The organism is Sphingomonas endolithica (assembly GCF_025231525.1).
Classification (GTDB): Bacteria; Pseudomonadota; Alphaproteobacteria; order Sphingomonadales; family Sphingomonadaceae; genus Sphingomonas; species Sphingomonas endolithica.
In genome coordinates this window covers 4006840-4028046 of sequence record NZ_CP103057.1, presented here as the reverse complement: position 1 = coordinate 4028046, position 21207 = coordinate 4006840, and the positions used below count along the sequence as shown (strand labels likewise).

Below are 21207 nucleotides of genomic sequence, written 5' to 3'. Positions count from 1 at the left end.
CGGTCATCGCCGGGCTTCCGCCTGCCATGGGTTAGTGTATCCTCAGACAGAGCCGAACCTCTATCGTGACGTAAACTACGACGCAAACGCTTTGTCGGACGCAACAAACGTACAAGCGCAACGCTGCAGATTTATTTCTGTATCATTAAGGTGCGCTGGGATAACGCCATCGGCATGCCACGCCCTCTCAAAACACTGCTGCTGACGGCGTTGATCGCCCTCCCCAACCCTGCCTCTGCGCAGTCGGCGGCACCGCCCGTCGCTGCCGCACCCGCCGTCTTTTATGCCGATTATGCCGATCTCGTGCTCGCCGCCCCGGTGATCGTCGATGCCACGATACGCAGTCTGACCCGAATCAAGGGTGCCGACGCGTTGGACGTCGCACCAGGACATGCCAGGCTTTATGTAGAGGCCGATGTCGCGGCACTAATCCGTGGCACGCAGCCGCTGCCGCCCCGGATCGGCTATGTTCTGGACGTCACGGCGGACGCGCACGGCCGGCTGCCGAATCTCAAAAAAGCACGGGTGCTACTGTTTGCCCGCCCCGTGGCGGGGAGCGCAGCGCAAATCCAGTTGATCCGCCCGGATGCGCAACGGGGATGGACGCCGAGTGCGGACGAACTCACCCGCCGCATCGCCACAGAAACGCTTGCCGCAGCGCCCCCGCCGGAAATTACCGGCGTCGGCAATGCCTTCCATGTGGCCGGATCGTTGCCCGGAGAAGGCGAGACGCAGGTCTTCCTCGCCACCAAGGATGCCAGGCCAGTATCGCTGAGCATCGTCCGACGGCCCGGCCAGGAACGGCGCTGGTCGGTTTCGCTCAGCGATGTCGTGGATCAGACCTCCGGACCGCCCGAACGCGACACATTGTTGTGGTACCGTCTGGCCTGCTCGCTGCCGGGCGCTTTTCCAGGCGACACTTCGACCGGCGAGGGCACCATCGCCGCCGAGGATTACCGCTTCGTCATCGAGTCGCTCGGGACGTGCGACCGAGGGCGCTGATTAGGAAACTGCGATCACCTGCCCGGTGGTGGATCCGGCGCGCGCCAGAAATTGCGCGGTCGCCACGATATTAGCGACGGTAGCCCCCGCCTTGATGTCCAGCGCGCAGATGCGGTGCCCAGGCGCGCGTTCCGCCGCCAGCGGCGCGATCGCCGCCAAGAGCATCGCCCGGTCGAGCTCGGGCGTCGTCGGCAGAACGAGCAGCAAGACAAATTCAGTCGTCGCCGCTCTGATGCCGGCAATCAGATCGGGCAATGCCAGGTCACTACAAAGCAACGTGGCCGGCTCCTCCTTGAGGGCATTATCGACGGCGGTCAGGATAGCGGCCTCGATCACCGGCGATGGCGCGTCAACGTGATGCCGATTGATTCGCCCGCCTCCGCAATCGCCAGCTTGACGATCTTGACCTCGGCGCGGCTAACACGCGCATCCTGCAGAAACAGCGTCTCGATGATATGATCGGCCACGCCTTCGATCAGCGTGAAGTGCTGCCCCTCCGGCAGCGCGGTGGTCGCGGCATGCTTCAGGTCGAGATAGTTCTTGGAGGCGCTAAGTGGCGTTTCTGGCGCAAAGTGCGCACGGCACTCCAAGTCGACGGTCATCGAGATCCTGAGCGGCTGCGGCAGATGCGTCTCTTCCGAATAGATGCCGGTCAGCACATTTACTTCGAGATCGTGCACTTCGAGGGTTAGACGATCATCCAAACGGCGACCTTTCCTTGGGTGTCGGTGATAGGCCGCGCCATAGCAGAAGCACGCCGATGGGAAAGGCGGACATGCATTCCGCTTGCCTTTGCGCACCCGGAGGCTATGCGCCCGGCGCTTTCCTGGAGACGCCTTGATGGTGACGCTGGTGCCGATTGCGGAGATTGCCGAGGAGCGGATCGAGCGATTGCTCGACGACGCCTTCGGGCAGGATCGTCATCTCCGCACGGCCTATCAAATTCGCGCCGGGATGGCCGCGTCGCCCGATCTAAGCTTCGCCGCTGTCGATGGCGACACGCTGATCGGCACGATCCAATGTTGGCCGATCGAGTTGCGATCCGACGATGGCCGGGAAGTGCCGCTGCTGATGCTAGGACCAGTTGCAGTCGATCCATCGCGGCAGCGCGACGGGCTCGGCCGTATGCTGACCGCCCGTGCGCTGGAAGCGGCGCAATCGGCCGCGGAGCCGATCGCGTTAATGCTCATCGGTGATCCCGAATATTATGGCCGCTTCTTCGGATTTTCGGCCGAGAGCACCGCCGGGTGGCGGACACCGGGCCCCGTCGAACGGCATCGCCTGCTGGCGCGCGGCGACATGGTGCCACGCGGGCCGGGCATGCTCGGCCCGAGGCGCACGACCACCTGACTGCTTGCCGCAGGAGCAAGCCGGGCCTACCGCGACCCTCATGCCCATGCCGCCGTTACCCGATCTCGCCACGCTCTCGCTCGCCGATATCGCTCGGCTGGCGGAGGAACAACGCCTGCCGCCGGTCGACCGATGGAGCCCCACCCATTGTGGCGACAGCGAGATGCGCATCGCCCGTGATGGCACCTGGTATCATCACGGATCGCCGATAACGCGCCCGGCGATGGTCCAGCTGTTCTCCACCATCCTGCGACGCGAGCCGGATGGCAAACACGTGCTGGTCACGCCGATCGAGAAGCTCGACATCGAGGTCGAAGAAGCGCCGTTCGTCGCCGTCGAGATGAAGGCGGAGGGTGTCGGCGCCCAGACGAACCTCGCCTTTCGTCTCAATACCGGTGAGCTGGTGACCGCGGGCCCCGAACACGCGCTGCGCTTCGAAGAGGGCACAGACGGGCCACGGCCCTATCTGCATGTCCGTGGCGGGCTGGAGGCGCTGGTCGCGCGCTCGATCTATTACGATCTGGCGACCATGGCGCTCGCCGGCGACGATCAGCCGCCGGGGGTATGGAGCGGCGGCGCCTTCTTCCCGCTCGAGCCCATTGCATGAGCCTGGCGGAAAGGCTGCGGCAAGCGCTGGCGGCTGGGCAGGACGGCGAACTGGCCTTGCTGACCGGTGATGTGCAGGACGAAGAGGTCGCGGGCGTACCCGCCTCGCCTGCCGCGGTGTTGATCGCCGTAACCGATCGCGCGGAGCCCGGCGTCCTGCTGACGGTGCGGACCGCAACGCTCAGCAAACATCCGGGGCAGATCGCCTTTCCCGGCGGTCGAATTGACGCGAGCGATGTCAGCCCGACTGCCGCTGCCTTGCGCGAGGCGCATGAGGAAATCGGCCTGCCCCCGCACACGGTGGACGTCGTCGGCATTGCCGATCGGTACCGTACTGTCACCGGGTTCGATGTCACGCCGGTGCTCGGCGTCGTGCCGCCCGATCTGGTGCTCGCCCCCAATCCGGCGGAAGTGGCCGATGTGTTCGAAGTACCGCTCGCGTTCGTGCTCGAAAACTCGAATCACTTGGCCGCAAGCGCCGAATGGCGCGGACGCACGCGGCATTTCTACGAGATCATGTGGGATGGTCGGCGGATTTGGGGCGCGACGGCGGCCATCATCGTCAACCTGTCGCGGCGGCTGCAATGGACGGCGTGATTGCGCGTGATGCGCCGTTCCTGCAGCGCGAGGGTCTGTCGGCACTGATCGACGCCTTGGGCGCGGACTCCGGGCAAGTGCGGCTGGTCGGCGGGATCGTGCGCGACACGCTGATCGGCATCGACGCCGCCGATATCGATCTCGCGACACGGCATCATCCCGAAGACGTGCTGCACCTGCTCGGACGCGCCGGGATCAAGGCAGTGCCAACCGGAATCGCGCATGGCACGATCACTGCCGTGCTTCCCTCGGGTCCAGTCGAGGTGACGACGCTCAGGCGCGACGTTGCAACCGATGGCCGGCACGCCGTAGTCGCCTTCACCGATGACTGGAGAGAAGACGCGGCGCGCCGCGATTTCACCATGAACGCTCTGTACGCCGATCCGCTCTCCGGCGAAGTGATCGACTATTTCGGCGGTCTGGGCGATCTCGCAGCCGGTCGGGTGCGCTTCATCGGCGATCCGCTGCAGCGCATCGGCGAGGACCACCTGCGAATCTTGCGCTATTTCAGATTCCACGCCCGATTCGGCGATACGCCCGATCAAGAAGCGCTCGCGGCGTGTACAGTGCGCGCCAACGACCTGATGGCGCTATCGCGCGAGCGGATTGCGACGGAGGTATTGAAGCTGGTCGTGGCGCGGCATGCTCCGCGTGTCATAGCATTGATGGTCGAGCGCGGCATCTTCCGACCGGTGTTGCCAGAGATCGGCGACGACGCCGCGAGGCGGTTGGCGGCGCTAGCCGAGCGGGAGGCAGCGGCCGCGGTGTCGCCCGATGCATTGCGGCGGCTTTGCTCCTTGATCCCCAAGGACCCCGCGGTGCTGGAGCATGTCGGCGCCCGACTCAAGCTGTCCAAGGCGGAGCGGCGGCGGATGGTCAGTTCGGGCGAGAATATCGATCTGCGTGGGCCGGAGATTCTGGCTTATCGTATCGGCACGGCGCTCGCGGTGGATCGGCTGCTGCTGTCCGATCGCCCGATCGAAGAGGTCGTCCGCGCAGCGGCATTCCACGCGCCCACGCTTCCCCTGAGCGGTGGCGCATTCGTCACGCGCGGGATCGACAAGGGCCCGGACGTCGCAAGGTTGCTGAAGCAGGTCGAGGAAGCCTGGATCGCGGAGGGCTTCCCGCAAGCTGGCCGAGTCGAGCAACTCGCCGATGCTGCGGTCGATCAGCTCCGTTCGAGCAGGAACGCGTAGGCGTCGATTGCTTCCAGGGGACGGGCATAGACATAGCCTTGGCCATAGGTGCAGCCGAGTGCCGCCAATGTCTGGGCCAGTTCGTTCGATTCGATGCCCTCGGCGGTGGTTCCCATGCCCAGCGCCTGGGCGAGGCTGAGGATGGCGCGGACGATGGCAATCTTGTCGCGGTCGGCGAGCATGCCGGTGATAAAGCTCCGGTCGATCTTCAGCACGTCGATCGGCAGGCGCTGCAGATAGGCCAGGTTGGAGTAACCGGTGCCGAAATCGTCCATGGCAATCGTCGCGCCGAGCGCCTTCAGGGCACGCATGATGTCCGCCGTTCGGTCGGGATCGATGACCAGCGCGCTTTCGGTCAGCTCGAGCGTGAAACGCCGCCCCTCCAGACCGTGCGTGGCCAACGCGCGTTCGACGATCGGCGCAATGCGATCGCGCTGTAGCTGGATGGCGGAGAGATTGACCGCCAGCTTTGCGCCGCAGTCCCCACCCGATCTTCGGTCCCAATCGGCCAGCGTCTCCGCCGCCTTGTCGATCGCCCAGCGACCGAGCGGCACGATCAACCCCGATTCCTCGGCGACGGGGATGAAGTCGCATGGCGAATGGTCGCGCCCTTCCTCGTCGGTCCAGCGCGCCAGCGCCTCGAAGGAGACGATCTTGCCCGTCGCCAGATCGCAGATCGGTTGGTAGGCGAGCCGCATCAACCCGTTCTCCACCGCCCGGCGCAGCGCGGTTTCGATGCCGAACTGTTCGCGCGCGATATCGAACGCCTGTGGCTGATACGATTCGGCCTTGCCGCTGACCTTCGAGCGCTTGACGGTGAATTGGGCGTGGCGGATCAACTCCCCGGCATCGGCGAGTTCCTCCGCGCCGAAGGCGATGCCGATCGAGACCGACATGGTGATCTCGAAGTCGGACAGGCGAAACGGCGTGCTGAGTGCTGCCACGATGCGATCGGCGACATGCCTAGCATCCCCCGGACCGTCCTCCAGCGTCAGCAGGATACCGAATTCATCACCGCCGGTACGTGCCAGCACGTCCTGCGCGCGCAACGCGCTCTTCAAGCGACGCGCGACGGTGATCAGCAATTCATCGCCCGCCATTGAGCCGAGGCAGGCGTTGACCCGGCTGAAGCGGTCGAGGTCGATCACCATCACCGCATACCGCGCGCGCTGTGCCGGATCGACGAGCTTTGCCTCCAGCCGATCGGAAAAGCCGGCGCGATTAGGCAGGCCGGTGAGGCTGTCCGTCATCATCTCGCGGCGCATATTGTCTTCGGTGCGCAGTTCGGAGGTGTGATCGAGCAAGGTGATCAGGCAGCGCTGCAGCTGGCTGCGCTCCAGCCGCGCTAGTGTGACGCGGTAATGCCGACAATCGATCGAATCGCCGAACTGCCAGCCGAATTCATCGTGCAGCAGATCGCCGTGCAGGAAAGCCTCGACGCGCCCGCCGAGAAGTTCGAGCAACGGTGCGGCGCCATCGGCCGTGCCGAGCCCCGCATGCTGGAAGGCAGTATTGCAGGCAGCGAGATCGAAGCGGTCGCCGCGCTGGACGACGAGCGCCGCGGGTATCGGCAACAGATTTATTGCCGCCGTGGCCAACCCCAAGCTCGGCACAGCGGAAGGCTCTTCCGCCAGCGGTACCGCCGGAGACTTGCGAAGCCTGCCCAATGCCTTGGTCATCATCATCAAGCATTATTGGTAATGCAAGTTAGTTAAGAGGAACTAAAGCTGCCTGACCGAAGCTATCTTAACGTTCTGCTTCGCGCGCGCCATGTTCCATCGTTGCGCGCAGGCGCCGCGATCCTGGAATCTAGAAACGATTGTCGCGCGGGAACCCCGTTGGCGGCATGCGACCGGCGGCCCCCCGGGCCGCCCGCCAGGCCGTCACGTCGGTTTCGGTTCGCGTGCGGCCCGTATCGCCGCCCATCGCCCAACTGAGCCCGTTGGCGAACACGAACGTCACGGCGTCGGACAGCCCGCCATCGCCGTAGCGCTGCAACTGCACCCCCTGCCCCTTGGACAGTTCGGCCAGCTCGGTGAGGGGGAACACCAGCAATCGGCGATTGTCGCCGATCGCGGCGACGTAATCCGCCGCTGGATCGACCGGCTTAACCAGTTTCAGTTTCGCCCCGGGTCGCGGCGTCACCACCGTCTTGCCCTTGCGCGTCTCGGCGATCGTGTCGGTCGCCTGCACGATGAACCCGCGCCCGTCGCTTGCCGCCACCAGCAATTTCTTCGCCCGGCTCGCCGGCAGCAATGCGACGATACCGACATCGCCGTCGAGATCGATCATCAGCCGCACCGGCTCGCCGAACCCGCGCCCGCCGGGCAATTTATCGGCACCTAACGTGAAGAACCGCCCGTTCTCTGCCGCGAGCAACAATTTGTCGGTCGTCTGCGCGTTGAAGGCGAACATCGGTCCGTCGCCTTCCTTGAACTTGAGCGCGGCCAGCGCCGCCTCATCGGCATGGCCCTTCATCGCGCGAATCCAGCCGCGTTCGGACAGGATCACCGTGATCGGCTCGCGCTCGATCATCAATTCCATCGGAATGTCGCGCGACGGCGCTGCCTCGGCAACGGTGGTGCGCCGCTTACCCAGCGGCGTCTCCGGCCCATAACGCTCGCGCAGCTTACCCATGTCGCGCTTCAACCGCGTGCGCTGCCGCGCCTCGCTGCCCAGCAACAGCTCCAGCCCGCTCTTCTCAGTCTCAAGCCCGTCGCGCTCTTTCCGGATCTGCATCTCCTCCAGCTTGCGCAAGCGGCGCAGCCGCATATCGAGGATCGCCTCGGCCTGACGGTCGGTCAGCCCGAACTCCGCGATCATGATCGGCTTGGGCTCGTCCTCGGTGCGGATAATCTCGATCACCCGGTCGAGATTGAGATAGGCGATCAGATAGCCGTCGAGCAGCTCGACCCGCTCAGCGATCTTGTCGAGCCGATATTGCGAGCGCCGCTGCAGCACGACGAACTGATGCTCGACCCAACCCTGCAGCGCCTCGCGCAAGGACATCACGCGCGGCGTGCGCATCTTGTCGAGCACGTTGAGGTTCAGGCTGACACGATTCTCGAGATCGGACAGCCGGAACAGGCTCTCCATGAGCATGTCGGGATCGACCGTGCGGCTGCGCGGCTCGATCACGATGCGGATCACCGCGTCGGATTCGTCGCGCACATCGGCCAGGATCGGCAGTTTCTTGTCGTTGATCAGCCCGGCGATCTGCTCGATCAATTTGCCCTTCTGGATGCCGTACGGGATCTCCGTGACCACCGCATTCCAGCCGCCGCCCTTCTCCTTCTCGATCGTCCAGCGCGCGCGTACGCGAAAACCCCCGCGCCCGGTGGCATAGGCCTCGGCGATCGCCGCCGGCGAATCGACCACCAGCCCGCCGGTCGGGAAATCCGGCCCTCGTACATGCTCAAGTACCTGCGCATCGCTCGCATCGGGCTGATCGATCAGCAGGATCGCCGCGTCGAACAGTTCGGCGGCGTTATGCGGCGGAATGCTCGTCGCCATGCCCACGGCGATCCCCGCCGCGCCGTTGGCGAGCAGATTGGGGAACAGGCCCGGCAGCAGTTCGGGCTCTTCGTCTTCGTTGTTGTAGGTCGGGCGGTAATCGACGGCGTTCTCGTCGAGCCCCTCCATCATGTCGATCGCGACCTGCGTCAGCCGCGCTTCGGTATAGCGATAGGCCGCGGCATTATCGCCGTCGATATTGCCGAAATTGCCCTGCCCGTCGACCAGCGGATACCGCATCGCGAAATCCTGCGCGAGGCGGACCATCGCGTCATAGACCGACTGATCGCCATGCGGATGATACTTGCCGATGACATCGCCGACGACGCGCGCGCATTTCTTATAACCTTGGCTCGGATCGAGCTTCAGCAGCCGCATCGCCCACAGCAGCCGGCGATGCACCGGCTTCAGCCCGTCGCGCACATCGGGCAGCGAGCGCGCGGTGATCGTGGACAGCGCATAGACCAGGTAACGGTCGGAAAGCGCACTATCGAACGGCGCATCGACAATGGCGTTGAAGGGGTCCTCGGGGTCTTTCACGGCGCTGGGCATTGATGCGGATTAGCAGCGTGCCGGGAGTTGCGCCATGGCATCGGCATGATCTTGCGCGATCTCGGTCAACAGCCAGTCGCGGAACTGCCGGATCTTGGGTGAGGTGCGGCGATGCTCGGGATACACCAGCCAATATGCCTGGCCTTGCGTGGCGACGTGATCGAATGGGCGGACGAGGCGGCCCTCGGCAAGATCGCCGCGCCAGAAGAACGGCGTGAGCAACGCAATGCCCTGCCCGGCGATAGCGGCATTGCCTTCCATCGCCTGTGAATCCAGCCGAACGCTCGGGCGGCGACCCGGCAGCTGTGCACCGCCGGCATCGGCCAGCCAATACACCCACCATGGATCCTCCGCGCCGACCAGCGGGAGATGATGCAGGTCGGCCAGCGACAGCGCGCCGCCATGGCGGGCAAGAAAGCCCGGGCTGCACATTGGCGTGAAATCGACCGGGAGCAGTAGATCGGCCAGCAAACCGGGCCAGGTGCCCAGCCCGGAGCGTACCGCCACGTCGACCGGATCGGCGGCGAAATCGACCAGCGAGTCACTGGTGTTGAGCCGCACCGCCATGTCGGGATGTGCCATCTGGAACCCGCCAAGGCGGCGGGCGAACCACGTATTGGCGAAGGTCGTTGAGGTCGATACGGTCAGCAGCGACACATCCTCCGCGCGCAGGGCGCCGAACGCCGCGTCGAGCCCGTCGAACGCATGCGACACGGCCGGGGCAGCACGACGCCCGGCCTCGGTCAGCACCACGCCGCGCTTTTCGCGCCGGAACAGCGGCACGCCGAGCCGCTCCTCGAGCAGCTTGACCTGATAGCTGACCGCCGCCTGTGTCATGCCGAGTTCGGCCGCGGCGATAGTGAAATTCTCATGACGAGCTGCTGCTTCGAACACCCGGACAGCGGATAAGGGCGGCAGGCGGCGCATGCCGAACGATAAGGTGGCCTTGTGTATCTTGTCGAATGATTTGTTGGCGAACACTGGCGGCGCCGCGCATGTTCCATGCATCATCAACGACAGCGACAAGGAACGATGCGATGCGCGACGATTTCCTGAGCGCCGACTGGGCCGCCGAGCATGGCAGGCTGAGCAGCGACATCCATAAGCTGATCAGGCGGATAGCGGCCGGCTATACTCGGCTTTGCGCACGGCAGTTCAGCGCGCCGTGGCGGCAGCCACCACGACGCCGCCAGAATCGAGCTTGAACGGCGGCATTGCCCGCCGTTAAGCCGTCGGCATGATCCGCCTTGCCATTTGCGCTTTACTCGCCTTGACCCCCGGCATGGCCGTTGCCGAAACCCCGACGCTGCTGACCTGGCCCGATCTGACGAAGCGCGCGCAGCCGAAGCCCGATGCGACGATCGCTTATGGCGACGATCATCTGCAGAAGGTCGATGTTTGGATGCCTACAGGCGACGCGCCACGTCGTGGTTTTCCGACCGTGCTGATGGTGCATGGCGGCTGCTGGACGACGAGCATCGCCGACCGCAGCCTGATGAACTGGATCGCTAACGATCTGCGCCGCTCCGGTATCGCGGTGTGGAACATCGATTATCGCGGCGTGGACCGCAGCGGCGGCGGCTATCCAGGCACGTTTCTCGATGTCGCCAAGGCGTCGGATGCGTTGCTGACCCATGCCAAAAGGTACCGGCTGGATACCAGGCGTGTGGTGGCGGTGGGGCACTCGGCCGGCGGACACCTCGCGCTGTGGCTGGCCGCGCGTGGGCGGCTGCCGAAAGACAGCGTGCTGCATGTCGCCCACCCGCTGAAGATCGCGCATGTCATTAGCCTGGGCGGCCTGCCCGATCTCGCCGCCACCGCAGCGAGCCCCGACAATGGCTGTGGAGTCGAGGTTGTCGGTAAGCTGGTCGGCGCACCGTCGCCGGCGCGGGCCGACGTGTACCGCGACACATCCGTGCCGCGGTTGCTGCCGTTCGGGGTGGGGCAGGATTTGGTCAATGGCGCAGAGGATCGCATCATCCCGCTCCGGCTCGGCACCGGCTATGTCGCGCACGCACGCGCGGCCGGGGATCGGGCGGAACTGCATGTCATGCCCGCGACGGGGCATGTCGAGCTGATCGCGCCGGAGAGCGCCGCCTGGGCGGAAGCCAAGCGGCTGATTTGGGCAGCGCTGCGGTGAGGCGGAGCGACGTATCTACTTAACTGGGGATCGCACACGATGTACCCCAAGCCGTCACCCCGAACTTGATCCGGGGTCCAACGTGCCGCACGCCCTGCCCTTGAACTCTATGCCTGTCGCAAGCCGCGTGGCGGACCCCGGAACAAGTCTGGGGCGACGGTTCGAGGATGGCCTGATCCCGGCAGCCCGATCATTGCTTTGTACGGTCGCAACACTCGGTTGACCGCTCCTATGGAACGGGTCATCATTCCCTAGCTCAATGATAGGGTATGGAGACGGACGATGCGTATCGGACTGATTTCTGCGGCAACGATCACCTTGGTCTCCGTCACCGCCTGCAGCCAAGCGCCGCAATCGCGCCAAAGCGAGACGATGCAGACCAGCGATGTCGCCGAAGCGCCCGGCATCAACATCACCGCCGCCCCCGGCGTCGCCTTCACCTACCGTTACGCCTTCCGCCTGCCGCCTAAGCGGATTTCCGCCGCGCAGGAACAGCACGCCGGCGCGTGCGAGAAACTGGGCGTCGCGCGCTGTCGCATCACCGGCATGCGCTATCAACTGATCGGCGAGAACGACATCCGCGCGATGCTCGCCTTCAAGCTCGATCCCACGCTCGCCCGCGCCTTCGGCAAGGAAGGCATCGCCGCGATCGAGAAAGCCGATGGCAAGCTGATCGACGCCGAAATCACCGGTACCGATGCCGGCGCGGAGATCGATACGCTGAGCAGCGGCAAGGCCCGCGCTGCCGACGAGCTCGCCCGCATCGACAAGCAACTCGCACGCGGCGATCTGCCCGCCAGCGAGCGCACCGAATTGCAACGCCAGCGTGCCGAGTTGGCCGGCGCCGTCGCTACCGCGTCAGCCGGCGTCGCCGAACAGCGCGCCAGCCTCGCGACCACGCCGATGACGTTCGATTACGAATCCGGCGCCGGCATCCGCGGCTTCGATGCCAGCGCGCCGCTCACCAGCGCGCTCGATACGTTCCTGTCCTCGGCACAGACGACGCTCGCCTTCGTGCTCGGCTTCCTCGCGATTTTCGGACCACCGGCGCTCGCCGCATTGCTGCTGTGGCTGCTGTGGCGCCGGCTGCGGCCATTGCTGCCCGAACGCCTGCGCCGCCCGAGCCAGGCGCCGGTTTCCCCTCGCCCGGCGGCAACGATGGTCCCGCCGCGCGGCGATGCCAGCGACGCTTAATTGCGCCTTCGCCGCGCTTTCTATATAGGCGCGCTCATTCCCGCCCCGGCCCGCGACTCCCGTGGGTGCGGGGCGCTCTTGTCGAAGGGTAATGCCATATGGCCCGCCGCCGCCAGATCTACGAAGGCAAGGCCAAGATCCTGTACGAGGGTCCCGAACCCGGCACGCTGATCCAGTATTTCAAGGACGATGCGACCGCGTTCAACGCCCAGAAGAAGGGCACAATCAGCGGTAAGGGTGTGCTCAACAACCGCATCAGCGAGCATGTCTTCACATTGCTCGGGCTGATCGGCGTGCCGACGCATTTCATCCGCCGGCTGAACATGCGTGAACAATTGATCCGTCAGGTTGAGATCATTCCGGTCGAGGTGGTGATCCGCAATGTCGCCGCGGGATCGCTCAGCAAGCGGCTGGGGATCGAGGAAGGCACGCAGCTGCCGCGGACGATCATCGAATATTACTACAAGGACGACGCACTCGGTGATCCGATGATCACCGACGAGCATATCGCCGCGTTCGGCTGGGCGAGCCAGGAAGAGATGCACGACATCGCCGACCTGGCGATCCGCGTAAACGACTTCCTGAGCGGCATGTTCGCCGCCGTCGGGATCCGGCTGGTGGACTTCAAGCTGGAGTTCGGCCGGTTGTGGGACAATGACTATGCCCGCGTGATCCTGGCCGACGAGATCAGCCCGGACGGGTGCCGGCTGTGGGACATGGAAACCAACGAAAAGCTCGACAAGGACCGCTTCCGCCGCGATCTCGGCGGCGAAGTGGAAGCGTATCAGGAAGTCGCGCGGCGCCTGGGGCTGCTGCCCGAGGGGGCCGATGGCGCGGTGCTCGACATGGAAAAGCACCGCAAGAGCAAAGAAAAATAAGCCCGCTTGCCCGCCCTGGGATGATACAGGGCGGGCTCGCGGTCAGCGGCTGATCAGCCGTGCGGGCGCATCACGACCTTGATGACGCCGTCTTCCTTGTCGCGGAACTTCTTGTACATTTTCGGTGCGTCTTCGAGGCTCGCGGGATGCGTGATGACGAAGCTCGGGTCGATGTCGCCCGCCTCGATCCGCGCCAGCAGCGGCTTGGTATAGGCCTGGACGTGGGTCTGGCCGGTCTTGATCGTCAGCCCCTTGTTCATCATAGCGCCGATCGGGATCTTGTCGCCCATCCCGACATAGACGCCCGGGATCGAGACTGTGCCACCCATGCGGCAGCTCATGATCGCCTCGCGCAGCACGTGCACGCGATCGGTCGCCAGGAACGTAGCCGCCTTCACCTTGTCGAGCACCGCATCGGCAGCGCCGTGCGCCGAAGCTTCGCAGCCGACCGCGTCGATGCAGCTGTCGGGGCCGCGGCCCTTGGTGCGGAATTGCAGCTCGTCATACACGCTGTCGACTTCGGCAAAGTTGATCGTCTCGGCACCACCAGCTTCGGCCATCGCCAGCCGCTCGGGCAGCTCGTCGATGGCGATCACGCGCCCGGCGCCCAGCATCAATGCCGAGCGGATGGCGAACTGGCCAACCGGGCCACAACCCCAGATCGCGACAGTGTCGCCCGGCTCGATCTGCGCATTCTCGGCCGCCATGTAACCGGTCGGAAAAATGTCGGACAGGAACAGCGCCTGATCGTCGGTGACGTTGTCGGGGATCTTGATCGGTCCGAAATCGGCCATCGGCACGCGCAGATATTCCGCCTGGCCGCCGCAATAACCGCCGAGCATATGGCTGAAGCCGAACAGGCCGGCGGGCGAATGGCCCATCGCCTTGATCGCAATATCGGCATTGGGGTTGGTGCGCTCGCAGGCCGAGAACAGGCCCTTCTGGCAGAAGAAGCAGTCGCCGCAGCTGATCGTGAACGGCACGACGACGCGATCGCCGATCTTCAGGTTGGTCACTTCCGAACCGACCGCGACGACCTCGCCCATGTTTTCATGGCCCAGGATGTCGCCGGCTTCCATCGTCGGCTGATAGCCGTCGAGCAGATGGAGATCGGAGCCGCAGATCGCGCATGCCGTCACCTTGATGATGGCGTCGCGGGGATGTTTGATCTCGGGATCGGCGACAGTGTCGACGCGAACGTCGCCTTTACCGTGCCAGACTAGGGCGCGCATGATGATTCTCCGTGGTCGGGGGGTGTATTGGCCGAACAGGTGGTGACACCGATCGTTCCGTCGGCACGCACATTGGCCGCGAGGTGCTTGCGGGCGCGGCGCCCGCCCGGCATAGCGGCGCCATCGCCACAAACCGGACGTAGAACATGAAACTCCGAATTGTCGTCACGCTGAAGAACGGCGTCCTCGACCCGCAGGGCAAGGCGATCCACAAGGCGCTCGACGGCCTTGGCTTTGCCGGCGTCAACGACGTGCGCGCCGGCAAGCTGATCGAGATGGACGTTGCCGACGATACCGGCGACACCGCGATCGACGAGATGTGCCGCAAGCTGCTCGCCAACACGGTGATCGAGAATTACCGGGTAGAACGCGCATGAAGGCGGCGGTGATCGTCTTTCCCGGATCGAATTGCGACCGCGACCTCGCGGTGGCGATCCGCGAAGTCGGCGGGGTCGCGCCGGATATGGTGTGGCACGGCGACAGCGAATTGCCGGAGGGACTGGACCTGGTCGCGGTGCCGGGCGGCTTTTCCTACGGCGATTACCTGCGATCGGGCGCGATGGCGGCGCGATCGCCGATCATGCGCGCGGTAACTGACGCGGCAGCACGCGGCATGCCGGTGCTGGGCGTGTGCAACGGCTTCCAGGTGCTGACCGAGGCGGGGCTGCTGCCGGGTGCGCTGATGCGCAATGCGGGGATCGACTTCGTCTGCCGCGATGTGTCGCTGGTGGTCGACAACACGCAGTCGCTGTTCACCGGCGGCTACGATGCCGGCGAGACGATCTCCGTGCCCGTCGCGCATCACGACGGCAATTTCTTCGCCGATGACGAGACACTCGATCGGCTGGAAGGCGAAGGCCGCGTCGCGTTCCGTTATGGCGAAAGCGTCAATGGCTCGGCGCGCGGCATTGCCGGCGTGCTGAATGCCGCCGGCAATGTGCTCGGCATGATGCCGCACCCCGAACGGCGCATTGAGAAGGCGCATGGCGGCAACGATGGCCGGCGGTTGTTCGAGGGGTTGCTGGCGGCGGTGGCATAAGAGGCAGTCGCCTCCGCGACTGATGGGCGGCCAGTCTCGGCATGAGCCGCTCCCCGGCGAAGGCCGGGGCCCAGGAGCGAAAACGCAGCGTGGCTGGCGCTGCGCTCCGTTACGACTGGACCCCGGCCTGCGCCGGCGCGCAGCAGTTTAAAGACGCGTCTTGAACGGCGTGAAATCCGTGTCGCGGTCGAACACGTCGATGCCTTCACGGCGCTTGAGGAAGCCGACCACCGCATAGGTGACCGGCGTCAGCAGCACTTCCCAGCCGACCTTCAGCACCCATTGCGTGACGAGCACGGTGAGCACGAGGTCCGTCGTCCACCCCGCCGCGCCCAAGAAGGCGAGCGGATAGAAGATCAGGCTGTCCATCCCCTGCCCGGCGATGGTCGAGCCGATCGTGCGCATCCACAGATGCTGTCCATTGCTCCACAATTTCATCCGCGCGAGCACGTAGGAATTGACGAACTCGCCCGCCCAGAAGGCGATCATCGACGCTAGCACGATGCGCGGCACCTGGCCGAACACGGTTTCGTATGCCGCCTGGTTGCCCCAGCTCGGCGCCGGCGGCAACGCGACGACGACCCAGGACATGAACGCCATGAACGCGACCGCGACGAACCCGGCCCAGATCACGCGCCGGGCGCGCGCATACCCATATACCTCGGTCAGCACGTCGCCGATGACGTAAGAGATCGGAAAGAACAGGATGCCCGCGCCGAACGGCCAGCTGCCGATCCCCGGCAGATCGACCACCGCGACCTTGCCCGCGCCGAGCACGTTGGAAAGCAGGATGATCGCGACGAACGCGGCCATGACGAAGTCGAAGTAGCGCAAATGGCCAGGCGCATCGGCGGCGAGCGGCGGCGGCCTGCGCTGATCGATCTCGTTCCCGCTCATGCGAGCCTGTATGAAGCCGGTTTCGCCGCCGCGCAATCCGCGCTATTTGGAGGCGTGCGCGCCCGTAGCTCAGTTGGATAGAGCAAGGAGCTTCTACCTCCTCGGTCGGGGGTTCGACTCCCTCCGGGCGCGCCAATTTTTGCGGCCACACCTTCGCGGCCGATCGGCGCCTTGGTCCACCCGATGGCCGCTTCCGACTTGGCGCGTTAAGTGATGTGGCCGTGAACCCCGGGATCGGCGGCACTCGTCCGACGGTGCAACAGCGCTTTCGAAAGTCGAAGACGCACCGGATAATCCACATACTTGTCCAGCATCCAGGCGAAGGCGCACAGGATTGCAACCAGTATGATACCGCTCCACGGCGCATGGTCGTGCAGGAAGGTGTTGCCCCGCCAGCCGTTGAAGGCGCGTATTGCGGTCCAGACCGGTGCATGAATGACGTAGACGGGGTAGGAAAGCGCCCCGAGCGCGACCGAGACCGAAAGCCAGTGGCCGGTCGGTCGTGAGCCGGCACCGAGCCAGACAATCCATGGCATGAACAGGACGATGACCGCCAGTTCGTACAGCCAGCCGGTCGGGGGGGCCGGCTTGAACAGCAAGGGCAGGATCAGCAGCGCGAACAACAGCGCGGGATGCAGCGACAAGCGCGTCGGCCGGACCAGCCAGAGGCGGTAAAGGCCAACACCCGCGAAGAACGAGAATACCACACGCGCCAACCCGCCGACGAAAGTGGCGCGCAGCGTGCCGTTATCGAGCGACCCGACGACCAGTCCGCTCGCGACCAGCCCTACGAACCCGAGAAGGATGATGCCCATGAGAAGCCTGTTGCTCAAACGTGGTGCCAGCGCCGCATAGACGAGATTGGCGACGAGTTCGAAGAAGAGCGACCAGTACGGGAAATTGATCGGGAACAGGTCATGGTTCGTGGGGTCAAATTCCGTCGGCGACGGCAGCATCAGCAGGTTCAGCGCAAGGTGTCCGTAAAATCCCGCATGATCTGGCGGACGTTGGTACGTCCACATGGCGGCCGCGCCCATTGCAAGACCGATCAGATAAAGCGGATAAAGCCGGATCAGCCGTGCCGTGACGAACCAACCGAAGCTTCCGCCGCCCGTGATTTTGCGCTCATAAGCGTAGGAAATCACAAAGCCGCTCAGGACGAAGAAGAAGTCTACGGCTGGGGCGACGTTGGCCGGGTGCAGCGTGTCGAGGTAGAATGAAAGGTGCATCGCAACGACCGCGATGGCGGCAATGCCGCGCAAACCGTTCAGAACGTCGAAAGTCTGTTTCGATTCCGCCGACGACGCCAATGCTCCACTCCCCAAGTGCACCATACGCATACATGATGACTAACTGGAATACTTCCGTCTACATCCTCGCGACGCTCGTATGATGTGACTCAAGGTCCGGCTCACATCGGTGAGACCCTCCGCGCAGCACTGGCAGCGTACGGTTGCGCTGAAGGCCTCTGCTAAAATTCGGAATGACACTGGGCGCCGTCTGTCCCAGCTAAAGACATCGGCAGGGCGAGCGTGCAAACTACGATCTCCGACGACCAGGAGTATTCGATGCCAACCCTGTCCATCCGTGCCGAGGCCATCGCCGCACTATTGGCCGCCGCTGTTCCTGCGCAGGCGAAACTCACTCCCGCCGAGACCCGCATGAGCGCGACCGTGGATGCCGAATATGAGCGCTCGGTCGCGTTGCTGCAGAAGCTGGTCGACCAGAATTCGGGCACCATGAACCTTCCCGGCGTCACCGCGGTCGGGCGGATGATGCGTGCCGAGCTCGAGCCGTTGGGCTTTACCGTGACCTGGAGGCCGCAAGACGCGGTGAAGCGCGCCGGGCATCTGATCGCGGTGAAGCGCGGCCGGCCGGGGGCGAAGAAGCTGCTGCTGATCGGGCATCTCGACACGGTGTTCGAACAGGATTCGCCGTTCCAGAAGTTCGTGCGGCGGGGTGAGGTGGCAGAAGGCCCGGGTGCGGGCGACGACAAAGGCGGCATGGTGGTGATGCTGGCCGCACTGCGCGCAATGCAGGCCGCGGGCACGCTGAAGGACGCCGACATCTCGATCATGCTGTCGGGCGATGAGGAAGATGCCGGCGACCCGCGCACTGCCTCGCGCACCGACCTGGTGGCGATGGGCAAGGTGGCCGACGTGGCGCTGGATTTCGAGGGTTTGGTGGTCGAGGACGGCCGCGACATGGGGTCGATCGCGCGGCGATCGTCCAACGGCTGGACGCTGACCACGACGGGCAAGACCGGCCATTCCTCGCTGATCTTCACGCCCGATTATGGCGACGGGGCGATCAACGAACTGGCGCGGGTGCTGGCGGCGTTCCGAACGACGCTGCCCGAGCCCAACCTGACGTTCAACACTGGGCTGGTCGCCGGCGGATCGAGCGCGGCGCTGGATGCTGACCGCGTGCGCGCGAGCGCAGCGGGCAAGGGCAACATCATACCCTCGACGGCGATCGCACGCGGCGATTTCCGGACGCTCAGCCCCGAGCAGACCGCCCGCGTGAAGGCGAAGATGCTGGCGATCGTCGCCCAGCATGCGCCGGGGACGGGCGCCACGCTGACGTTCGACGATGGCGCCTATCCGGCGATGGCGCCGACGCCGGGCAACAAGGCGCTGCTGGACGCGCTGAACGGCGTGAACGCCGATCTTGGACTGCCGACGATGGCGGCGCTCGATCCGTTGAAGCGCGGTGCTGGTGACATATCGTTCGTCAGCGACGATGTGGACGGGCTGGTTGGGCTCGGCACGGCGAGCCATGGTGATCATGCGCCGGGCGAGACGGTCGATCTGGACAGCATCAAGCGCCAGGCAAAGCGCGCGGCGATCCTGATGACGCGGCTGAGCAGCGCGCGCTAACGTACCGCAGTGTATGGCGTTTGCGGCGTGCCCGCCGGAGCGCTACATCGACCGGCATGACCGAGATGCATAGATTCCACTCGATCCACAGCCACGGGCTGATCCGTGTCGGTGCCTGCACGCCGCGCGCGACCGTCGGCGATGCCGCGGCCAATGCCGAGGCGGCGATCGCACTGGCGCGCGAAGGACATGACAAGGGCGCGGACCTGCTCGTCTATCCCGAGCTCAACCTCACCTCGTATGCGATCGACGATCTGCACCTGCAGACCGCGCAGCAACAAGCGAGCGAGGCGGCGATCGCCGCCGTGGTGGCGGCGAGCGTGGATCTGCGCCCCGTGCTGCTGCTGGGCGCCGCCATCCCGCGCAACGGTAGGCTGTACAATTGCTGCGTGGTGGTGGCGCGCGGGCGCATCCTGGGCGTCGTGCCGAAGACCTTCCTGCCCAATTACCGCGAATATTATGAGAAGCGCTGGTTCGCCAGCGGTGCCGGGATCACCGGCGCGTGCCACATCAAGGTCGCCGGGCAAACCGTGCCGTTCGGCACCGATCTGATCTTTGCGGCCAGCGACCTGGAGCCTTTCATCTTCCATGCCGAAATCTGCGAGGATTATTGGGCCCCCACCCCGCCCTCGACCGCCGGCGCGCTCGCCGGCGCGCTGATCTGCTGCAACCTGTCCGCCTCCAACGTCACGATCGGCAAGTCGCGCGAGCGGATGATGCTGTCGGCGTCGCAAAGCGCGCGGGCGATCTGCGCGTATGTCTATGCCGCTGCGGGACCGGGGGAGAGCACCACCGATCTCGCCTGGGACGGCCAGGGCACGGTCCACGAACTGGGCGAGTTGATCGCCGAATCGCAGCGCTTCGGCAGCGATCCCGAATTGCTGCTGGCCGACGTCGACGCCGAGCGGATCGCGCAGGAGCGGATGCGTAACGGCACGTTCAACGATGCCGCGCGGCTGGCGGGTGACCCGGAAACGGCATTCCGGCGCGTGTCGTTCGAGCACCAGCCGAACTATGCCGATACCGGATTGCTGCGCGCGATCCGACGCTACCCGTTCGTGCCCAACACGCCCGAGAAGCTGGATGCCGATTGCTACGAGGCGTTCAACATCCAGGTCGAGGGGCTGCTGAAGCGCTTCACCGCGGCGCGCGCCGAGCGGCTGGTGATCGGTGTATCGGGTGGGCTCGATTCGACCCACGCGCTGATCGTCGCAGCGAAGGTGATGGACCGTTTGGGGCGGCCGCGCGATCACATCCTCGGCTTCACCATGCCGGGCTTTGCGACCGGCGAGGATACCAAGGCCAATGCCTGGACGCTGATGCGCGCACTCGGCATCACTGGCGAGGAAATCGATATCCGTCCCGCCGCGCGTCAGATGCTGGGCGACATGGCGCATCCGTTTGCCGGCGGCGAGCCGGTGTACGACGTGACGTTCGAGAACGTGCAGGCAGGCTTGCGCACCGATTATCTGTTCCGCCTGGCCAACCAGCGCGACGGGCTGGTGGTCGGCACCGGCGACCTCTCCGAACTGGGGCTAGGCTGGTGCACCTATGGCGTCGGCGACCAGATGAGCCATTACGCGGTCAATGCCGGCGTGCCCAAGACGCTGATCCAGTTCCTGATCCGCTGGTGCGTCAAGACCGACCAGTTCGACCGCGACACCGATCGCGTGCTCGAAGCGATTCTCGGCACCGAGATTTCACCCGAACTGGTGCCGGCCGGTGCCGACGGCGCGATCCAGAGCACCGAGGCGCGGATCGGGCCGTACGCGCTGAACGACTTCTTCCTGCACTATACGATCCGCCACGGCCTGGCGCCGTCGAAGATCGCGTTTTTAGCGTGGCATGCGTGGCGGGATGCGGAGGCGGGGCGCTGGCCGGAGGATTTCCCGGCCGAGGCGCGCAAGGCTTATGATCTGGCGACGATCAAGGGGTGGATGGAGAAGTTCCTGGTGCGATTCTTCGTCACCAGCCAGTTCAAGCGTTCGGCGCTGCCCAACGGGCCGAAGGTGTCGGCAGGCGGATCGCTCAGCCCGCGAGGGGACTGGCGGGCGCCGTCGGATGGCACGGCCGCGGTGTTTCTGGAAGAGCTGGCGCGGAACGTGCCGTAAATCCAACCTGTCACCCCGGAC

The 21207-nt window shown here is 65.1% G+C and carries 21 protein-coding genes and 1 tRNA gene; 14 read left to right on the top strand and 8 right to left on the bottom strand.

Annotation, left to right across the window (positions count from 1 at the left end; genetic code table 11):
- Window positions 1-174: 174 nt before the first annotated feature.
- Window positions 175-1002 carry a hypothetical protein gene (locus NV382_RS19220; protein ID WP_260598455.1) on the top strand — a complete coding sequence of 276 codons (828 nt, stop codon included), beginning with the start codon at window positions 175-177 and terminating at the stop codon, window positions 1000-1002.
- Here NV382_RS19220 and NV382_RS19215 read toward each other — a convergent pair whose 3' ends face one another.
- Together NV382_RS19215 and NV382_RS19210 are read right to left on the bottom strand one after the other, a co-directional pair.
- Window positions 1003-1338 (bottom strand): Rossmann fold domain-containing protein, encoded by a 336-nt coding sequence (locus tag NV382_RS19215; protein WP_260598454.1) that lies wholly within the window; start codon window positions 1336-1338, stop codon window positions 1003-1005.
- The gene (locus NV382_RS19210; protein ID WP_260598452.1) at window positions 1335-1706 is read right to left on the bottom strand and encodes a dihydroneopterin aldolase; all 372 of its coding nucleotides are present in this window, start codon (window positions 1704-1706) and stop codon (window positions 1335-1337) included. The genes NV382_RS19215 and NV382_RS19210 overlap by 4 nt, the downstream gene beginning before the upstream one ends.
- Window positions 1707-1842: 136 nt before the next feature.
- Here NV382_RS19210 and NV382_RS19205 point away from each other — a divergent pair, with 136 nt between their 5' ends.
- From NV382_RS19205 to NV382_RS19190, 4 genes are read left to right on the top strand one after another with little or no spacing between them, the layout of a single operon-like run.
- On the top strand, window positions 1843-2352 hold the full coding sequence (locus NV382_RS19205; RefSeq protein WP_260598451.1) for a GNAT family N-acetyltransferase: 510 nt from the start codon (window positions 1843-1845) through the stop codon (window positions 2350-2352).
- A 40-nt stretch (window positions 2353-2392) separates the two neighbouring features.
- Window positions 2393-2959, top strand: coding sequence for a DUF1285 domain-containing protein (locus tag NV382_RS19200; protein WP_260598449.1), 567 nt, complete (start codon window positions 2393-2395; stop codon window positions 2957-2959).
- On the top strand, window positions 2956-3555 hold the full coding sequence (locus NV382_RS19195) for a CoA pyrophosphatase (RefSeq protein WP_260598448.1): 600 nt from the start codon (window positions 2956-2958) through the stop codon (window positions 3553-3555). The genes NV382_RS19200 and NV382_RS19195 overlap by 4 nt, the downstream gene beginning before the upstream one ends.
- Window positions 3543-4751 carry a CCA tRNA nucleotidyltransferase gene (locus NV382_RS19190; RefSeq protein ID WP_260598447.1) on the top strand — a complete coding sequence of 403 codons (1209 nt, stop codon included), beginning with the start codon at window positions 3543-3545 and terminating at the stop codon, window positions 4749-4751. Before NV382_RS19195 ends, NV382_RS19190 begins: the two co-directional genes overlap by 13 nt.
- Here the strand turns inward: NV382_RS19190 and NV382_RS19185 are convergent.
- The 3 genes from NV382_RS19185 to gcvA all read right to left on the bottom strand — a co-directional run bounded on the left by NV382_RS19185 (window position 4724) and on the right by gcvA (window position 9797).
- On the bottom strand, window positions 4724-6436 hold the full coding sequence (locus tag NV382_RS19185) for a putative bifunctional diguanylate cyclase/phosphodiesterase (RefSeq protein WP_260598445.1): 1713 nt from the start codon (window positions 6434-6436) through the stop codon (window positions 4724-4726). The genes NV382_RS19190 and NV382_RS19185 overlap by 28 nt on opposite strands.
- 124 nt (window positions 6437-6560) lie before the next feature.
- Window positions 6561-8804: a DNA topoisomerase IV subunit A gene (gene parC, locus NV382_RS19180; protein WP_418066715.1), complete on the bottom strand. Its 2244-nt coding sequence runs from the start codon at window positions 8802-8804 to the stop codon at window positions 6561-6563.
- A gap of 21 nt (window positions 8805-8825) precedes the next feature.
- Window positions 8826-9797, bottom strand: a complete 972-nt coding sequence (gene gcvA / locus NV382_RS19175; protein WP_312026760.1) for a transcriptional regulator GcvA — start codon at window positions 9795-9797, stop codon at window positions 8826-8828.
- A gap of 56 nt (window positions 9798-9853) precedes the next feature.
- On the opposite strand from gcvA, the gene NV382_RS19170 reads away from it, so the two are divergent.
- The 4 genes from NV382_RS19170 to purC all read left to right on the top strand — a co-directional run bounded on the left by NV382_RS19170 (window position 9854) and on the right by purC (window position 13028).
- Complete coding sequence (locus tag NV382_RS19170) at window positions 9854-10021, top strand: hypothetical protein (protein WP_260598442.1); 168 nt, start codon at window positions 9854-9856, stop codon at window positions 10019-10021.
- A gap of 32 nt (window positions 10022-10053) precedes the next feature.
- Window positions 10054-10956 (top strand): alpha/beta hydrolase, encoded by a 903-nt coding sequence (locus NV382_RS19165; RefSeq protein ID WP_260598440.1) that lies wholly within the window; start codon window positions 10054-10056, stop codon window positions 10954-10956.
- A gap of 282 nt (window positions 10957-11238) precedes the next feature.
- Window positions 11239-12150 carry a hypothetical protein gene (locus NV382_RS19160; protein ID WP_260598438.1) on the top strand — a complete coding sequence of 304 codons (912 nt, stop codon included), beginning with the start codon at window positions 11239-11241 and terminating at the stop codon, window positions 12148-12150.
- A gap of 98 nt (window positions 12151-12248) precedes the next feature.
- Window positions 12249-13028: a phosphoribosylaminoimidazolesuccinocarboxamide synthase gene (gene purC / locus NV382_RS19155; protein WP_260598436.1), complete on the top strand. Its 780-nt coding sequence runs from the start codon at window positions 12249-12251 to the stop codon at window positions 13026-13028.
- Between the two features lie 53 nt (window positions 13029-13081).
- On the opposite strand, the gene NV382_RS19150 is transcribed toward purC, so the two are convergent.
- Window positions 13082-14260 (bottom strand): zinc-dependent alcohol dehydrogenase, encoded by a 1179-nt coding sequence (locus NV382_RS19150; protein WP_260598434.1) that lies wholly within the window; start codon window positions 14258-14260, stop codon window positions 13082-13084.
- Window positions 14261-14406: 146 nt separating this feature from the next.
- Between NV382_RS19150 and purS the strand changes: the two genes are divergently transcribed.
- Both purS and purQ read left to right on the top strand, forming a co-directional pair.
- Window positions 14407-14637 carry a phosphoribosylformylglycinamidine synthase subunit PurS gene (gene purS / locus NV382_RS19145; protein WP_260598432.1) on the top strand — a complete coding sequence of 77 codons (231 nt, stop codon included), beginning with the start codon at window positions 14407-14409 and terminating at the stop codon, window positions 14635-14637.
- The gene (gene purQ / locus NV382_RS19140; protein ID WP_260598431.1) at window positions 14634-15299 is read left to right on the top strand and encodes a phosphoribosylformylglycinamidine synthase subunit PurQ; all 666 of its coding nucleotides are present in this window, start codon (window positions 14634-14636) and stop codon (window positions 15297-15299) included. The genes purS and purQ overlap by 4 nt, the downstream gene beginning before the upstream one ends.
- A 147-nt stretch (window positions 15300-15446) precedes the next feature.
- Here purQ and NV382_RS19135 read toward each other — a convergent pair whose 3' ends face one another.
- Complete coding sequence (locus NV382_RS19135) at window positions 15447-16196, bottom strand: queuosine precursor transporter (RefSeq protein ID WP_260598430.1); 750 nt, start codon at window positions 16194-16196, stop codon at window positions 15447-15449.
- 58 nt (window positions 16197-16254) lie between these two features.
- Here NV382_RS19135 and NV382_RS19130 point away from each other — a divergent pair.
- Window positions 16255-16331: transfer RNA gene (locus NV382_RS19130), tRNA-Arg, on the top strand.
- 71 nt (window positions 16332-16402) lie between these two features.
- Here NV382_RS19130 and NV382_RS19125 read toward each other — a convergent pair.
- Window positions 16403-17506, bottom strand: a complete 1104-nt coding sequence (locus NV382_RS19125) for an acyltransferase family protein (RefSeq protein ID WP_260598428.1) — start codon at window positions 17504-17506, stop codon at window positions 16403-16405.
- Between the two features lie 258 nt (window positions 17507-17764).
- Between NV382_RS19125 and NV382_RS19120 the strand changes: the two genes are divergently transcribed.
- The gene (locus NV382_RS19120) at window positions 17765-19075 is read left to right on the top strand and encodes a M20/M25/M40 family metallo-hydrolase (protein WP_260598426.1); all 1311 of its coding nucleotides are present in this window, start codon (window positions 17765-17767) and stop codon (window positions 19073-19075) included.
- 56 nt (window positions 19076-19131) lie between these two features.
- A complete protein-coding gene (locus tag NV382_RS19115; protein WP_260598425.1) occupies window positions 19132-21186 on the top strand; it encodes an NAD(+) synthase in 2055 nt (684 codons plus the stop codon).
- Window positions 21187-21207: the final 21 nt, after the last annotated feature.

Coding starts and splice junctions, on each gene's coding strand:
- NV382_RS19220 (WP_260598455.1), top strand. CDS start 175: ATGCCACGCCCTCTCAAAACACTGCTGCTGACGGCGTTGATCGCCCTC.
- NV382_RS19205 (WP_260598451.1), top strand. CDS start 1,843: ATGGTGACGCTGGTGCCGATTGCGGAGATTGCCGAGGAGCGGATCGAG.
- NV382_RS19200 (WP_260598449.1), top strand. CDS start 2,393: ATGCCCATGCCGCCGTTACCCGATCTCGCCACGCTCTCGCTCGCCGAT.
- NV382_RS19195 (WP_260598448.1), top strand. CDS start 2,956: ATGAGCCTGGCGGAAAGGCTGCGGCAAGCGCTGGCGGCTGGGCAGGAC.
- NV382_RS19190 (WP_260598447.1), top strand. CDS start 3,543: ATGGACGGCGTGATTGCGCGTGATGCGCCGTTCCTGCAGCGCGAGGGT.
- NV382_RS19185 (WP_260598445.1), bottom strand. CDS start 6,436: ATGATGATGACCAAGGCATTGGGCAGGCTTCGCAAGTCTCCGGCGGTA.
- NV382_RS19170 (WP_260598442.1), top strand. CDS start 9,854: ATGCGCGACGATTTCCTGAGCGCCGACTGGGCCGCCGAGCATGGCAGG.
- NV382_RS19165 (WP_260598440.1), top strand. CDS start 10,054: ATGATCCGCCTTGCCATTTGCGCTTTACTCGCCTTGACCCCCGGCATG.
- NV382_RS19160 (WP_260598438.1), top strand. CDS start 11,239: ATGCGTATCGGACTGATTTCTGCGGCAACGATCACCTTGGTCTCCGTC.
- purC (WP_260598436.1), top strand. CDS start 12,249: ATGGCCCGCCGCCGCCAGATCTACGAAGGCAAGGCCAAGATCCTGTAC.
- NV382_RS19150 (WP_260598434.1), bottom strand. CDS start 14,260: ATGCGCGCCCTAGTCTGGCACGGTAAAGGCGACGTTCGCGTCGACACT.
- purS (WP_260598432.1), top strand. CDS start 14,407: ATGAAACTCCGAATTGTCGTCACGCTGAAGAACGGCGTCCTCGACCCG.
- purQ (WP_260598431.1), top strand. CDS start 14,634: ATGAAGGCGGCGGTGATCGTCTTTCCCGGATCGAATTGCGACCGCGAC.
- NV382_RS19135 (WP_260598430.1), bottom strand. CDS start 16,196: ATGAGCGGGAACGAGATCGATCAGCGCAGGCCGCCGCCGCTCGCCGCC.
- NV382_RS19120 (WP_260598426.1), top strand. CDS start 17,765: ATGCCAACCCTGTCCATCCGTGCCGAGGCCATCGCCGCACTATTGGCC.
- NV382_RS19115 (WP_260598425.1), top strand. CDS start 19,132: ATGACCGAGATGCATAGATTCCACTCGATCCACAGCCACGGGCTGATC.